Origin of the sequence: Paenibacillus sp. FSL R7-0128, from assembly GCF_038002245.1 — a bacterium.
Taxonomy (GTDB): domain Bacteria; phylum Bacillota; class Bacilli; order Paenibacillales; family Paenibacillaceae; genus Paenibacillus_AQ; species Paenibacillus_AQ silagei.
In genome coordinates, this window is record NZ_JBBOCD010000001.1 from 6,146,314 (window position 1) to 6,161,513 (window position 15,200).

Genomic DNA, 15,200 nt, shown 5'->3' on the forward strand with positions numbered 1-15,200 from the left:
CCCAGCGAAGTCACAGACCTGCAACACATAATCATTTATTTATATTTAAAGGAATAGGATCACAGTGCGGGTTAAAAACGTATTACCTCGCGGCGTATATGTATTCAGTTTTCCGCATACATTCGGCCTACTCACCCTCCACGTGCCCATTGTATTCGGTTTTCCGCATACATTCGGCCTACTCGCCCTCCACGTGCCCATTGTATTCGGTTTTCCGCATACATTCGGCCTACTCGCCCTCCATGTGCCCATTGTATTCGGTTTTCCGCATACATTCGGCCCACTCGCCCTCGACGTGCCCATTGTATTCGGTTTTCCGCATACATTCGGCCCACTCGCCCTCCATGTGCCCATTGTATTCGGTTTTCCGCATACATTTTACCTCCTCAACTAGTCCGTCCTGCATACGCTGAAAATTAGTTGCACTCCTCCTGCTGCCCCTCCCCCTGCTCTTCTTCCTGCTCTTTCTCCTGCTCTTCCTCCTGCTCTTTCTCCCGCTCCTTCCTCAGCCCTACCATCCCCACAGAGCAGAAACGATTCATGGAATCGTAATTTCCTGAACAAACACAAACAGCAGCCCCGGTACCGCCGGGGCTGCTGCACATCTGTACGTTTGGTTATGAAGTAAGTTATGGGATCCTGAGTTATAGCTTCACTTCGCTTTAGCAGAGCCCTTATCCAACCGCTTGAGATACACGCGCGCTTCATAAGGGCGGAGCTTCAACTGCTGGAGATCCTCCTCCTGAGCAGGCTCATAATTGGAGATCAGCAGTTCCAGCTTCGCGGCCGGCTGGAATTCCTCCGGCAGCTCGAATACCGGCTCATGCCCGAAGAAATTCAGGATCACGAGCAGGCGCTCGTCCTCCAGCGTCCGGGTATAGGCATAGATTTCGGGATGCTCCTTCAGCAGCAGTCCATATTCGCCGTAGACGATGACCTGATGTTTTTTGCGCAGCTGGATCAGCTTCTTATAATAGTTGTAAATAGAGTCGGGGTCCTTGACGCTGCTGGCTGCGTTGATCTCCCGGGAGTTCGAGTTGACCCTGATCCACGGGACACCTGTGGTGAACCCGCCATCCTCGCCATCATCCCATTGCATCGGAGTCCGGGCATTGTCGCGGCTTTTGGTATGAATAGCAGCCATGATATCGGCTTCGGGAACACCGGCGTTGCGCTTTTCCTCATAATAGTTCAAGGTCTCCACATCCCGGTAATCATCGATCGACTCGAAGGCTACATTGGTCATGCCGATCTCCTCACCCTGATAAATATACGGCGTGCCTTCAAGCATATGAATGAAGGTGGCGAGCATCTTGGCCGACGGAACCCGGTAGTACAGGTCATCGCCGAACCGCGAGACCGAGCGCGGCTGGTCGTGATTACACAGATAGTTGGCGTTCCAGCCCCGGTTATGCAGGACGGTCTGCCAATCGCTGATGATGGTCTTAAGCTCCGTCAGCTTCCAGGGCACCACATCCCATTTTCCGCTGCCCGGCGAGGCGGCATCCAGATTCATATGCTCGAACTGAAAGGTCATATTCAGCTCGCGGCGTCCGTCTCCGACATAATCCAGCGCCTGCTCCGGCCCAAGCCCGGAGGTCTCCCCTACCGTCATGATGTCGTAGTAATAGAGCACCTGATCGTGCAGATTCTGCAGCAGGGTATGCACATGATTCAGGTTCGAGAACATGTCATAGGCGCGGACAGTGGGGGTGCCGCCTGGATTCAGGGCATCCGGGTAGCCTTCCGCCTTCACAATATGGGCAATTGCATCGAAGCGGAAGCCATCCACACCCTTCTTCAGCCACCATTGCACCATCTCGTGCAGCTTGTCGATGACGGCCGGATTCTCCCAGTTGAGATCGGGCTGGAACCTGGAGTACAAGTGCAGATAATATTCATCCGTCCGGGGGTCAAGCTCCCAGACCGAGCCGCTGAAGTAGGATTCCCAGTTGTTCGGGGGGCCGCCGTTTTTGCCTTTGCGCCAGATATAATAGTCCCGTTTGGGATTATCCTTCGAGCTTCTCGATTCCACGAACCACGGGTGCTCATGCGAGGTATGGTTCAGCACCAGATCCATCATCAGCTTCATGCCGCGGGAATGCATCTCGCACAGCAGCAGGTCGAAGTCATCCATCGTGCCGAATTCCTTCATAATGTCGCAGTAGTCGCTGATATCATAGCCATTGTCATGGTTCGGGGATTTATAAATCGGGCAGACCCAGATCACATCCACCCCGAGGTCCTGCAAGTAATCAAGCTTCGATAAGATCCCGCGCAGATCTCCAATGCCGTCACCGTTACTGTCCATGAAGCTAATCGGATAGATCTGGTAGACAACACTCTCTTTCCACCATTTAGGGTTCACTTCAGATACCTCCGCTTCTCTCGATTCCTGTGGTGCTAGACATAATAATATATCTTAACCACACTGGCTGAACTGAATAACAATTTATCTAAAAAGCGTATAACTGCTCCTTAAGTGTCAACCCCAGAACAGCAACTTCAACAACTGCTTATCTACAAGCCTTATAGACCCTTGCCGAAAAAAGAAAGGGCGGAAACCCGATCAGGTCCCCCGCCCTCTAAACAACCCTGCTCTTTATCCTTGCAGTTGATCTGCTAGGCCAGCTGCTTAATCACAATCGAAGCATTGACATTGGCTTGTGTGCCGCCAGCCAGCGTCTGCAGTGTGACGGCGGCAGACGAGCTGTGATTCCGGAGCGTCAGCACATCACCTGAGGATAAAGCGATGATCGCCTGCCCCGTATTCTGCTGAGTGCCTGCGCCCGATCCGTAGACCGTTCCCGGAACCTGTGCCCCATTCACGAATAGGGCGAACTGGCTGGGCTCCACACCGGATACCGAGAAATTAACCTCATAGATTCCGGCATTGGCAACCGAAATTGTAGTTGTCCCAGGGGCATGTGTAATTCCCGGAGTAATCAGCCCATTCGTATCAAAAGACACATCTGCCTCAATCGGCACTACCTGTGCTCCGAGATTATATACATAAGCAAACTGGGCGATTCCTCCAGCCGCTCCTGTGGCCCCGGTTGCACCCGCTGGACCGGCAACTCCTGTTGCCCCTGTGGCTCCAGCTGGCCCTGCTACACCTGTAGCCCCTGTGGCTCCAGCTGGCCCTGCTGCACCTGTAGCGCCTGTGGCCCCGGCGGGTCCGGCTGCTCCATCTGCTCCGGCAGGACCTGCCGGGCCTACAGGGCCTGCCGCTCCGCCCGCTCCTGCGGGACCTGCCGGTCCTACTGCTCCCGCAGGTCCTGCGGGTCCTGGTGCGCCCGCTGGCCCTGCCGGGCCAATCCCTCCCAGCGCTCCGGCTATCCCAGCTGCTCCCGCTGCACCTAACGCACCGGCTGCTCCAGCTGCTCCTGCGGCTCCGAGTGCACCCTGAGCTCCGGCTGCACCCAATGCTCCGGCGGCTCCCGCTGCACCCAGAAGCCCGGCAGCCCCGGCTACTCCACGGGCACCAGCTGCCCCGCCTGCTCCTGCTGCCCCGCCTGCTCCTGCGGCTCCCAGCGCACCAGCCGCTCCCGCGGCTCCAAGTGCACCCGCTGCTCCCGCTGCTCCAACCGCCCCAAGCGCACCGGCCGCTCCTGCGGCTCCGAGCGCACCTGCGGCTCCGGCGGCTCCCAGCGCTCCTGCGGCTCCGGCTGCTCCAGCTGTTCCCAGTGCTTCTACAGCTCCAGCCGCATTCAAGGCTCCTGCGGCTCCGGCTGCACCCAAAGCACCTAATGGAATATTAACGCGGACAATTTGCTTTTTGACGATAATATTTTTCTTGCAGCTGCAATTGTTGTCCTTCCGTTTTCTCACGGGACGTTTCGCTCTCGGCAAAGGGCATCCCATAAGCTCCTCTGTGCAGCTCCGCTTTTTCTTCTTATGTTCCGTACGACCCATATTCGACACCTCCTATAGACTCTATGTATCCTACTCCGTTCACCCAGAAAGGGCATGGACATTCATCCTGTAGGCAAATAATTATTTTATGGAAAAGTGGTTAATTGTACAGGATGGACTAGCTCAATTCACCCCATCAGGCCGGAATTTGTTCTCATACCCGCTCACCACCCGTCCACCAAAAACATATACTATTGCCGGACAAAAAGCTTTCATTGCCCCGTTGATCATATTTGATTGCAATGCAAAAAAGAGTATTCCATTGCATAAACTGCAATCGAATACTCTTCCAGTAAAGCACCATGCTAAATCCGGGAGTAAGAATATCCCCTCAAGAGTTCAATGAAGTGAGACCATAGCAACCGAGTGCTCCTATTTACAGCAGCCCGACCATCTTCAAGCCTTCATAGATCCCGTCCTCGCGGACAGATTTCGTAATGAAGGAGGCGGCCGCCTTTGCTTCCTGCTCACCGTTTCCCATGGCAATGCCATACCCGACATACCCCAGCATCTCCACATCATTCAAGCCATCGCCAAAAGCATAGACCTCTTCCTTCTCCACCCCGATCACCTTCAACATCTCCGCGATCCCGTTCGCTTTGGAGCCGTTGCCGGGCAGCACATCCATACACAGCGGGTGCCAGCGGATGAAACTCAGCTCCGGGTACCGCTCGGCATAGATCTGCTGACTCTCCTGCGGACAGAAGATCATCGCCTGGTAAATGTCATTCTTCAGGAAATATCCGGCGTCATGCGTCGGAAATACCAGCTTCAGCGAACCAACGCTCGTATTGATGTACTCATGATCGGCCACATTCACTCTCATACCCGCCGTATCCGTATACGCAACAGGGTGATCCAGCTTCTCCGCGAACAAGGTCAGCTCCTCCAGCACGCTGGTCGCAATCGGGTTCTTGTACACCGGCTTCCCTTCATAGACTACATACTGCCCGTTCAGCGAGACATATGAGTCAATTCTCAGCTCCCCGCGCAGCCCCTCGAACATATAATCCGCTCTTCCGGTAGCAATTGCTACATGGTGCCCGCGTCTCTTCAGCTCCGCTATCGCTTCTCTGGTGGAAGCCGGAATATTCTTGTCTTCATCATAGATCGTACCGTCAATATCGAAAAAAATCGTTTTCTTCAAAGTGATGCCTTCCCTTCTCCATACGCTCTGCCTATTTACAGCCTGCTCAAATTGTAACAAAATCCTCCGTCAAAGTAGAGTCTATTCTCCCCCCGGCCTGCAAGCCCCGGATATCATCAGCCGTTGTATTCCAAAAAAAGCTGCGCCGCACTCCACATGGAGGACAGCCCAGCTTAAGCATCAGCATATATAAAACGCACTTAGAGTAGAACTCAAAGCTTGGTCGTCACTGCGGTGAACATTTGGACTTCCGGCCGCTGTTGTATTTTGGATTTCCTAATTGCAACCACTCCTCGTGGTAGAAATCCAAACACAAAGGCGGTCGCTATCGCTCCTACAGTTCCAAATTTCCCCTCCGCTTCTTTTTGCTTTTTGTTAAATTCTTTAGTGCGTTGCCTATACCGCATTCTGCGCGCGCTGCTGCTCTTCCATCAGCCACTGCAGCAGCATGACTTCCGGCACAGTGCCCTTGCGGGCCTCCGCGTAGGCACGGACCTTCTCCAGCAGACGGCCGGCCGTCTCGGCGCTGACCGCAAGTCCCTGCTGCTCCAGCACATGGGCCACGCCGCCGCTGCCGGAATGCTTGCCCAGCACATAGCGGTGCGCGCGGCCGACCACCGCCGGATCGAAGAACTGATACGTCTCCTGCTCCTTCATAAGCCCGTCCACATGAATCCCGGATTCATGGGTGAAGGCGAGCTGTCCCACGACCGGCTTCGCATCGCCGACACTGCGGCCGGACGCGGCGATTACCTTGTCGGCGAGGCCCTGGAGCCCCTCCAGCCGGACCGCGCATTCCCCGCCGTACAAATAGCGCCAGGCCATGGCTACTTCCTCCATGGCCGCATTGCCGGTCCTCTCGCCGATCCCGGCCACCGTGGTACTGGCCCACACCGCTCCGGCAGCTATTCCGCTGAGCGTGTTCGCACAGGCCAGCCCGAAGTCATTGTGGCAGTGTACCTCCAGCTCCACATCCTCAGGCACTTCTCCCAGCAGCCGGCTTACCCGCTCTGCCATCTGGCCCGGATGATGGGCCGAGACAGTATCTGCATACCGGAACCGGCGGATGCCTTCCTTGTATAAGGTATTCACCACTTCAATCAGGAAGCTCATATCCGCCCTTGAGGAATCCTCCATGCCTGCCGATACGGTCATGCCCTGCCGCAGCCCGTACTCCACGGTACGCAGCAGCTTGTTCAGACCTTCCCGGGGCGTCAGCCCCAGCTTGCCCTGCAGCTGAATCTCCGACACCGGGATGGAGATATGGCTCCAGTTCACGCCGGTAGCCTTGGCCTTGTCAATATCCCCTGGCACCGAGCGGTTCCATGTCATTAGCTTCATGGGTAATCCCAGCTCAGCAACAGCGGCAATATCCTCCTGCTCCCGCTTGCCCATGGCAGGAATGCCTACCTCTGCCTGCTCTACTCCGCTCTCCGACAGCAACTTTGCGATTTCCAGCTTTTCCGCCCTCGTGAATGATACTCCAGCCGCCTGTTCACCATCCCTGAGTGTCGTGTCACATAGCTTGAGACGTTTCACGGTTTACCTCCCTCTCCGCAGCAAGCGCAATTCGGATTACGGGCAATACGGACGCTATAACAGGCGAAGTCGAGTGAGCTGAAGCGATGCATTACGCCCGCGTAAGTTGTCCCTACCCCTGTAATCCATTTTACGGCCTCCAGCGCTGCCAGACAACCGGCAATCCCGGAGGTGGCGCCCAGAACCGGGAACCCGAGCGGCTCCCACTGCGGCGGCAGTTCCGGATACAGGCACTCGAGGCAAGGCGTAAGTCCGGGAATCACCGTAGTAAGCGATATTTCAAAGCCATACATGGCCGCTTCCACCATAGGTGTATTCGTATCGACACATAGCCGGTTCAGCGCATAACGCTCCGGGAAGTCGTAGCGGGCATCGATCACAAGATCGGCCGATTCCACCCAGGGGCGTGCCTGAGGATATTCAATTCTGGAATTATAGCCTTCAATCTCTACATGCGGATTCAGCTGCTTCAGCCGGGCAATCGCCGTACTCATCCGCTCCTGACCCAGATGCCCGCTGTCCATCAGAATCTGCCGGTTCAGGTCAGGGGCTACAATGACCCCCTCATGGGCCAAAATAAGCCGGCCTACTCCAGCCGCCGCCAAATAGAGGGCAGCCGTTCCGCCAAGCCCGCCGATTCCGGCGACCATAACCGTCGCTTCCTTAAGCGCCTTCTGCCCGTCTTCCCCGACCAGCTTCAGCTGCCGGGTGTACCGTTCCAGCTCCAACCCTCCGGCAAGCTGCTCCATCCCTGACTCCCCCTGTGACTGAATTCATATACTCCCTAGCCCTCCAGGCTAAGCAGGCCGTGCGCTGAAGTCAGCTCCTTATATTTCTCCAGAAAGGCCATTCCTTCTTCAATGCACTCCACCCCGTACGAAATCGTCTTCTCAGCCGAAGTGAACGGGAAGGGGAAGCCGGCCCGCAGGCTCTTAAGCACCACAATGACTCTGCCGCTGTAGAGCAGCCCCCGTCCGAAGCCCTCGCCGTTAATCTCCGCCGTGCTCTGGATCATAAGGCCGGTTCTCTCCTCCATGACACCTGCCATGGCCTGGAACAGCAGCGGCACCTGCTGGCGGACCTTGGGCGACACCGCGCAATTGAATTCCGATTGATCCTTATCCCCGGCAGACGCCAGGAACAGCTTCGCGATCTTCTCCAGCGGAGGAAGGCTGCTGTTACGTCCAAAGAAATCTCCGGCATCCAGAAGATGACACAGACGCCGGATCAGGGCATCTGCGGTCTCCGGATTCAGCTCCTTGCGCGCTCTGGGGCTGCGCAGTCTCGCCGCCGCAGCTCCTGGAATCACTGTACCCTGCAGCGCCGCACTCTCATTAGCCATGGGTTCCATCCGCTTCTCCTCCTTCATTCTCTTCCGCTTCCTCCGCCCGCAGCACCTTGGCCAGCCACATCGGCGGCTTGCCCTGAAGCATCTCGACCAGCCGCTTCAGCTGCTCCTCGATAGGGCTGCCGAACGCCACCTTCACCGGCATGATTTTCCGGCGGGTTACCCGTGCAGCGGCCGATGCGCCGATCTGCATGATGAAGATCAAGGTGCAGTCGCCTACGGAATCCAGGCGGCTTTCGATTTTTCCTGCTTCATCCTGGTGCTGTACGGCAGACAATCTGCGCAGCTCCACCAGTTCGGCTCCGGCTTTCGTTACATTATATACAGCGAACATCGGACTCTGTCCGAAATGCGCATTCACACGGCTTCCATCATCTGTGGCGAACGCTACTTTCACGGTGTTCTGCCTCCCTTTGCATTAACAGATTACCTGCCTTATTGCTCCATTCCATCGCTCCCCGGTACCCCACCGAGACGGACATGTAGGCGCCAAGCTCATTCCAGACCGGGAACCCGGCCGGCATGAAGGCCGCTCCGGTCCGCTGCGCCCCGGCGATCCCGTGGGAATTGCTGATCCAGAGATCTGCTCCCTTACCCAGCACCTCGGCATCATCCAGATCGCCCACCCACACCTCGCGCTCCATTCCGGCAATAAGCGGGGTCTCGAACGAAGTGATCAGCGCCTTCTGCTCTACGCCCAGCTCCTCCAGCCACCCCGAGACCGAATGCAGATGATCCGGTTCCAATGCGGCAACAACCGACATTCCGGCAAATTGAAAATGGGCGTCCAGCATGCTGTCGAGCAGATTCTCCCGCTGCCAGCAATACCGGAGCGGCACCGGCTCCCCGCTGATCTGATGCAGGAAGTGCAGCAGTTCATCGGTTGCTTTAAGCCCCATTGCCCCTTCGAATACCTTATACGGGGTCCCTATCGCATTGTGCAGCCGTCTGGCCGGACGCTCCATGCTGCCGCCGACCGCAATCGTCAGACCGGACTGCAGGCTCTGAAGCATAGAGTCCAGCGGAACCCCGCCGCGCGTCAGCGGCGAGAACCCGGTCAGCAGATGGCCGGACAAGGAGGTCGAGATATCCGGCAGCGCAATCACCTCGAAGCCGAAGGAGGAGATGATCTCCTTCAGCTCCATCACATCGGCCGGGGTTAAGAACGAGCCCGGCAGCAGGGTAATCTGCCGGGTATTTACACTTCTTTGCCCCCGGTGTCCTGCCTGCTGGATCATCTCGTCAATCATAGACTCCACCGTAGAGCTGAAGCCCGATTCCAGCGATCCGCGAAAATCAGGCAGTACCACGGAGAAGGCGAGACCACCGCGCATATTCCGCTCTCTTTTATACGTCTTAAGCATGTTCTGATAATCCACACCGGCTACATCGGTCAATTCCGTCCCAATGATGCCGATGATATCCGGGCGGTGCTTGCTCAGCACCAGATTCAGCGCCTCCTCCAGATTGCGGTTGGCATCGAAGATGACATCCATCTCCTGCAGCGCCGAGGTCTGAACGGCTATCGGTTCCCGGAAATGCCGGGTCAGGAGCGCCTTCGGAAAAGCGGAGCAGCCCTGGGAGCCGTGAATCAGCGGCATGGCCCGGTAACAGCCCTGCAAGGCCAGTACGGCACCCAGCGACTGCCCGATCTTCATCGGGTTGACAGATGCGGGCTTTTTTCTCCGGTTAACGGTCATAGGGCGGTGCCTCCTTATCCCAGGGAGCGGGGCTTGCTGCCAGCTTCCAGATCGGGTTCGCAAGTGAATAGGTCAGCTCTTTGGCCAGTCGCAGCAGCCCTTCATATCCGGCATACGCTTTGTGGCGCTCCTGATTAATATCAATGAAGGGAATCTGCTCTTTCATCGCCACATACATATTGCGGCCGCCGGCAATCATAATATCCGCCTTGCGCTCTCTTACCGTCTTAATAATCCGGCTGGCCCCGCCCTCGGGAATGTATTCTGTATCATCACCCACACGGTCGGCAATCCGCCGCACATCATCCTCCGTGCTTTTGTTCGTCCCTACGCCGACGACCTGAACGCCCAGCTCCTTCAGGGCCGAGATGACGGACCAGCTTTTGACGCCCCCCGTATAGAGTACAGCCCGCTTCCCCCTCAGCAGCTTGCGGTAAGGCCGCAGCTCCTGGCCGAGCCGGGCTTCCTCCCGCTCGGTGAGGCGATCCACACGCCGCTCCATCTCCCGGTCATTCATCAGATAGGCCATCTGGCGCAGCGAATAGGTCGTCTCCTTCGCACCATAGAACGAGCCTTCGAAATACGGGATACCGTATCTCGCCTCCATCTCCTTGGCAAGGCCCAGCAGCGCCCGGCTGCAGACCACCATATTCACTCTCGCCCGGTGTGCCCACGTAATTTCTTTATAGCGGGCATCCCCTGTAATCCGCGAGGTTACGGCGATCCCGGCGCTGTTCATCAGCTTCTCAATATCCCACATCTCACCGGCAATATTGTACTCCCCGATCAGGTTGACCCCCAGGGCCGTCTCCGGGTCCGGCTCTCCCGTCCCGATGACATACTGCAGCAGCGCATCCCCCGCCAGCCGGTTCCCGAGATTCTTGCTGCCGACAAAGCCAGGGCTGTTCACCGGGATAACAGGAATCCCGATCCGGTCCCCCGCCTCCTTGCAGACCGCATCCATATCTTCGCCGATCAGCGCGGTCACGCAGGTTGAATATACAAATATTGCCGGAGGCGCAAAGCGCCCGGCAATATAATCAATGCTGTCCTTCAATTTCTTCTCGCCGCCAAAAATAATATCAGAATCCGTAAGATCCGTAGCGAAGCCGTATTGGGACAGGGAGGGGCCGCTGGATAACGCGCCTCTGCTCTCCCAGCTGTTTCCGGCGCAGGCAATCGGTCCGTGAACCAGATGCGCAGCATCCATAATCGGCAGCAGCGTGATCTGGGCTCCGTCGAAGGAGCAGCCTCCAGCAGCTTCGCCCGGCTTGGGCCTTGGACAGGGCTTCGCCTTAGGCGCTATACTCCCGCAAGCCTGGGAATCAAAATCATCTTGCCGTAAAGGGTCCATCGGCTCTTCATCTCCTTCGCTTAAGAGGCTTGTGTTCCACACGAATCTTGCGCACTTCTATCTTATTAATGGCTAAAGACAAACGGCTCTAGCGCACCAGCTCAAAATTAAAGCCGGAGTTATGATCATCAAGCTGCTGCAAAATCGTGTTCACGATCAGGCTGAGCAGGTTGAGTGTTCCCTGATACCCGATAATCGGATAACGGTGCATATGATGGCGGTCGAAGATCGGGAAGCCGACCCGCACCAGCGGCACCTCCGCATCCTTGGCGGCAAACTTCAGATGGGAGCTGCCAATCGCCAGATCCACCTTGTCATTCAGCAGCAGCGAGCGCATATGCCACAGGTCTTTGCCGACATGCACAGTAGCTTCGGTGCCATACGGGCTTGCTGCTAGCAGCGATTCAGCTTCGTCCTTGAACTTCACTTCATTGAAATCCACATCACCGTTCGAGCAGATAATGTGCACCGGCTCCATCCCGGTCTCCAGGCAGAACCCGATCAGGCCGATGAGCAGGTCCGGGTCGCCTACCAGCGCTACCCGCTTGCCATGCAGGTAAGGGTGACTGTCCATCAGCGCATCCACGACACGGCCGCGTTCTTCCGTGAGTATTGCTGGAATCGGGAGACCGGTCAGTTCGCTGATCGTATCCAGCAGCGTATCTGTGCCCTTAATGCCCAGCGGCGTGGATAACGCTGCCAGCTGCTGGTTCCAGGTAACGCTGATATATTCCTGGGTCTTTTTCAGTGTATACTTTTGCAGGGACAGGGTGGCAAGCGCATTGGCTGCCTGCGGAACATCCGCAAGCTTCGTGCCGCCGTAGTAGTATTCATACTCTCCGGTTGCCGGTGAATCGTAGTTTCCGCTGTGGTCTCCAAGTATGGTGTACTTGGTATCGAAGGCTCCCAGAATCTTGCGCAGCTCCGCGAAGTTCCCGGTGTATGGCTCAAAGCCCAGCATCACATTCAGCTTCTCTCCGCTCTCCGCGCCGCTTCCCGGCTTACTCTCTATACCCGAACGGGTATAGAGGTAGCTGAGGATGCCCTTGATCATGGCGTCGTAGCCAGTGATATGTGAGCCGACGAAGCTCGGCGTGTTGCAGTAGGCTACCGGATATTCCTCACTGATCACCCCTTTAATGCGGGCATTGCCGATAAAAGAGTTCAGGTCATCCCCGATGACCTCAGCCATACAGGTGGTACAGATCGCAACCATCTCCGGTTTGTACAAGGCGACACTGTTCTCTAGACCGTCAATCAGGTTATTCATCCCGCCGAATACAGCGGCATCCTCTGTCATGGACGTGGACACGGACGGCGTAGGCTCCTTGAAGTGGCGGCTGAGATGGCTGCGGAAGTAGGCGTTACAGCCCTGCGACCCGTGTACGAACGGCAGTGTCTTCTCGAATCCGAGCGCGGCCATGACCGAACCCAGCGGCTGGCACGCTTTATGCGGATTGATCACCACATTCTGGCGGTTGAAATTCTTCTCCATATATTCGGCGGACTTGGAGTACGCGAGTGCTTCGGCGGTCTCCTGCTCGCTGCAGGGCGCTTCGAACTGCTTCTTGTTCTCCCGCTGCTGCACATAACGCTCTTCCTTGAACAAGCTGGTATTATCTTTAATGTTCAGTTCATCCCTGCTCATACGCCCGCCTCCTTCGGCTCCATTGTTCCTTGTCTGCTCACCAGATCCCATACCGGGCTGTTCACGGTCATATCCATATCCTTAGCGAACACCTTAAAGCCGTCGAAGCCGTGATACGGGCCGCTGTAATCCCAGGAATGCATCTGACGGAACGGCACGCCCATCTTGTGATAGACATATTTCTCCTTCACGCCTGAGCCCACCAGATCAATGTTCATCTTCTTCGTGAGCTCTTCCAGCTCATAAGCTGTAGGATCATCCATGACAATGGTTCCCTCGGCAAGCATCGGGAGCATCTTCTCATAGTCATCCTTATGGGCGAATTCATAACCGGAGGCTACGATATCCATCCCCAGATCTTCATAAGCACCGATGGTATGGCGGGAACGCAGGCCCCCGATCATCAGCATGACGGTCTTATTTTCCAGACGAGGTCTGTATTTGCGGATCACTGCATCCATGACCGGCTTGTATCTGGCAATCATCTGCTCGCAATTCTCTTGAATTGTCTCATCGAACAAGGCTGCAATCGCCCGCAGGCTCTCATACGTCTTCGTAGGCCCGAAGAAATTGTATTCCAGATAAGGGATACCGTAGGTTTTCTCCATATGGTCTACCATATAGTTCATGGAGCGATGGCAGTGGATCAGGTTCAGCTTCGCCTTGTGGGCTACCTCCAGCTCGTTCAGAGAGCCGTCACCGGACCACTGGGCAATAACGCGCAGGCCCATCTCTTCCAGGAGGATACGGGAGGCCCAGGCGTCGCCGCCAATGTTATAGTCGCCGATGATATTCACATCGTAGGGACCGGTCTCTGCCAGCTCGGCACGGCCCATCACGAAGTCACGGATCGCATCGTTCGCAATATGATGGCCCAGCGACTGGCTGACTCCGCGGAAGCCTTCGCAGCGTACCGGAACAACCGGCATTTCCAGCTCCTTGGACATCTTCTTCGACACCGCTTCGATATCATCACCGATCAGGCCGACCGGACATTCCGACTGGACAGAGATCCCCTTAGCCAGCGGGAACATCTCGGTAATCTCACGCATAATGACGGCCAGCTTCTTATCCCCGCCGAACACAATATCCGTCTCCTGAAAATCACTGGTAATCTGCATCGCCGTAAAGTTATCGATGCCAAGCGTCCCATTCGCAAAGTTACGGCGTGAGCCCCAGCTATACTGTCCGCAGCCCACCGGCCCGTGACTGATATGGACCATATCCTTGATCGGACCCCAGACCACCCCTTTGGAGCCGGCATAGGCGCAGCCGCGCGGGGTCATGACACCCGGACGGGATTTGATATTGGACTTTACCGCACAGGTGCTGCAATCAATGGCCTTTTCATCCGCCACCTGAAAATGCTTCTCACGGTCCTTCCGCGCCTTTTTGGGATAGGCTTCCAGAATCTCTTCAACCAGCTTCTGATTCTCTTCAATATTGAGTCCCATGGTTTGACCCTCCTTTTCTTAATGGCTTACCTATGAGTTGAACTTAAAGCGTGGTCGTCACTGCGGTGAACATTCGGACTTCCAGCCGCTGTTGTCTCCAGATGTTTTTTATTATTCCGCTTAGCGGATAACATCCGGAGACAAAGGCGGACGCTACCGCTCCTCCAGTTCCAAATTTCCCCTCCGCTTCTTTACGCTTTTTGTTAAGTTCTTCAGTAAGCCTTATTGCCCGGAAGCCGCCAGCTTCTTGATCGCAGCTTCTTCATCTTCAATGATGCCGAATTCCATCAGCAGCTCTTCCAGCTCTTCCATCGAGATCGGGGTAGGGATCGTCAGCATTTTGTTATTGAGGATTTTCTCGGCCAGTATTTCATATTCTTTCGCCTGCTGGTGCTCAGGATTATATTGGGCTACGGTCATTCTGCGCAGCTCAGCATGCTGAACGATGTTGTCGCGGGGAACAAAGTGAATCATCTGTGTGTTCAGGCGGCGGGCCAGCTCCATGATCAGCTCATCCTCACGGTCTGTATTCCGGCTGTTGCAGATCAGGCCGCCGAGTCTTACGCCGCCGCTAGTGGCATATTTCAGGATACCTCGGGCGATATTGTTCGCTGCGTACATCGCCATCATCTCGCCGGAGCAGACGATATAGATCTCCTGGGCCTTGCCCTCACGGATCGGCATGGCGAACCCGCCGCATACTACGTCACCCAGTACGTCATAGGAGACGAAATCCAGATCCTGATAGGCGCCCTCCTGCTCCAGGAAGTTAATTGCAGTGATAATCCCGCGTCCTGCGCAGCCTACCCCCGGCTCCGGTCCGCCGCACTCTACGTTAATAATGTCGCCGAAGCCTGTCTGCAGCACATCCTCAAGCTCCAGGTCCTCTACGGAGCCAAGCTCAGCCGCCAGCTCCAGCACGGAGTTCTGGGCTTTGGTATTCAGGATCAGACGGGTGGAATCCGCCTTCGGGTCGCAGCCTACGATCATGACTCTTTGTTGGAATTTGGTTGCCAGCTGAGCCAGGGTGTTTTGTGAAGTTGTCGATTTACCGATACCGCCTTTACCGTAGAACGCGATTTGTCTCATTGTTCA

13 protein-coding genes are annotated in these 15,200 nt (G+C 56.1%); all 13 read right to left on the minus strand.

What is annotated here, in order from left to right; translation table 11 throughout:
• Nucleotides 1-416: 416 nt before the first annotated feature.
• Nucleotides 417-542: a hypothetical protein gene (locus tag NST26_RS25915; RefSeq protein ID WP_268748450.1), complete on the minus strand. Its 126-nt coding sequence runs from the start codon at nucleotides 540-542 to the stop codon at nucleotides 417-419.
• A 110-nt stretch (nucleotides 543-652) separates the two neighbouring features.
• Complete coding sequence (locus tag NST26_RS25920) at nucleotides 653-2,368, minus strand: glycoside hydrolase family 13 protein (RefSeq protein WP_340980168.1); 1,716 nt, start codon at nucleotides 2,366-2,368, stop codon at nucleotides 653-655.
• A 254-nt stretch (nucleotides 2,369-2,622) separates the two neighbouring features.
• Nucleotides 2,623-3,915 (minus strand): BclA C-terminal domain-containing protein, encoded by a 1,293-nt coding sequence (locus NST26_RS25925; RefSeq protein ID WP_340980170.1) that lies wholly within the window; start codon nucleotides 3,913-3,915, stop codon nucleotides 2,623-2,625.
• A 376-nt stretch (nucleotides 3,916-4,291) separates the two neighbouring features.
• On the minus strand, nucleotides 4,292-5,068 hold the full coding sequence (locus NST26_RS25930) for a Cof-type HAD-IIB family hydrolase (protein ID WP_340980873.1): 777 nt from the start codon (nucleotides 5,066-5,068) through the stop codon (nucleotides 4,292-4,294).
• Nucleotides 5,069-5,458: 390 nt separating this feature from the next.
• Nucleotides 5,459-6,601: a homocitrate synthase/isopropylmalate synthase family protein gene (locus NST26_RS25935; protein WP_036723473.1), complete on the minus strand. Its 1,143-nt coding sequence runs from the start codon at nucleotides 6,599-6,601 to the stop codon at nucleotides 5,459-5,461.
• Nucleotides 6,598-7,350, minus strand: a complete 753-nt coding sequence (locus NST26_RS25940) for a HesA/MoeB/ThiF family protein (protein ID WP_340950530.1) — start codon at nucleotides 7,348-7,350, stop codon at nucleotides 6,598-6,600. Before NST26_RS25940 ends, NST26_RS25935 begins: the two co-directional genes overlap by 4 nt.
• A 35-nt stretch (nucleotides 7,351-7,385) precedes the next feature.
• Nucleotides 7,386-7,952 carry a DUF269 domain-containing protein gene (locus NST26_RS25945; RefSeq protein ID WP_036723476.1) on the minus strand — a complete coding sequence of 189 codons (567 nt, stop codon included), beginning with the start codon at nucleotides 7,950-7,952 and terminating at the stop codon, nucleotides 7,386-7,388.
• A complete protein-coding gene (gene nifX, locus NST26_RS25950; RefSeq protein ID WP_036723478.1) occupies nucleotides 7,936-8,346 on the minus strand; it encodes a nitrogen fixation protein NifX in 411 nt (136 codons plus the stop codon). The genes NST26_RS25945 and nifX overlap by 17 nt, the downstream gene beginning before the upstream one ends.
• Nucleotides 8,321-9,649: a nitrogenase iron-molybdenum cofactor biosynthesis protein NifN gene (gene nifN / locus NST26_RS25955; RefSeq protein ID WP_036723479.1), complete on the minus strand. Its 1,329-nt coding sequence runs from the start codon at nucleotides 9,647-9,649 to the stop codon at nucleotides 8,321-8,323. The genes nifX and nifN overlap by 26 nt, the downstream gene beginning before the upstream one ends.
• Entirely contained in the window at nucleotides 9,639-11,003 is a 1,365-nt protein-coding gene (nifE, locus tag NST26_RS25960) for a nitrogenase iron-molybdenum cofactor biosynthesis protein NifE (RefSeq protein ID WP_036723480.1), read from the minus strand. The genes nifN and nifE overlap by 11 nt, the downstream gene beginning before the upstream one ends.
• 88 nt (nucleotides 11,004-11,091) lie before the next feature.
• Complete coding sequence (gene nifK, locus NST26_RS25965) at nucleotides 11,092-12,651, minus strand: nitrogenase molybdenum-iron protein subunit beta (RefSeq protein ID WP_340980172.1); 1,560 nt, start codon at nucleotides 12,649-12,651, stop codon at nucleotides 11,092-11,094.
• A complete protein-coding gene (nifD, locus tag NST26_RS25970) occupies nucleotides 12,648-14,105 on the minus strand; it encodes a nitrogenase molybdenum-iron protein alpha chain (RefSeq protein WP_036723484.1) in 1,458 nt (485 codons plus the stop codon). The genes nifK and nifD overlap by 4 nt, the downstream gene beginning before the upstream one ends.
• Nucleotides 14,106-14,327: 222 nt before the next feature.
• Nucleotides 14,328-15,194: a nitrogenase iron protein gene (nifH, locus tag NST26_RS25975; protein ID WP_339250748.1), complete on the minus strand. Its 867-nt coding sequence runs from the start codon at nucleotides 15,192-15,194 to the stop codon at nucleotides 14,328-14,330.
• Nucleotides 15,195-15,200: the final 6 nt, after the last annotated feature.

Coding starts and splice junctions, on each gene's coding strand:
- NST26_RS25915 (WP_268748450.1), bottom strand. CDS start 542: ATGAATCGTTTCTGCTCTGTGGGGATGGTAGGGCTGAGGAAGGAGCGG.
- NST26_RS25925 (WP_340980170.1), bottom strand. CDS start 3,915: ATGGGTCGTACGGAACATAAGAAGAAAAAGCGGAGCTGCACAGAGGAG.
- NST26_RS25940 (WP_340950530.1), bottom strand. CDS start 7,350: ATGGAGCAGCTTGCCGGAGGGTTGGAGCTGGAACGGTACACCCGGCAG.
- NST26_RS25945 (WP_036723476.1), bottom strand. CDS start 7,952: ATGGAACCCATGGCTAATGAGAGTGCGGCGCTGCAGGGTACAGTGATT.
- nifN (WP_036723479.1), bottom strand. CDS start 9,649: ATGACCGTTAACCGGAGAAAAAAGCCCGCATCTGTCAACCCGATGAAG.
- nifE (WP_036723480.1), bottom strand. CDS start 11,003: ATGGACCCTTTACGGCAAGATGATTTTGATTCCCAGGCTTGCGGGAGT.
- nifK (WP_340980172.1), bottom strand. CDS start 12,651: ATGAGCAGGGATGAACTGAACATTAAAGATAATACCAGCTTGTTCAAG.
- nifD (WP_036723484.1), bottom strand. CDS start 14,105: ATGGGACTCAATATTGAAGAGAATCAGAAGCTGGTTGAAGAGATTCTG.
- nifH (WP_339250748.1), bottom strand. CDS start 15,194: ATGAGACAAATCGCGTTCTACGGTAAAGGCGGTATCGGTAAATCGACA.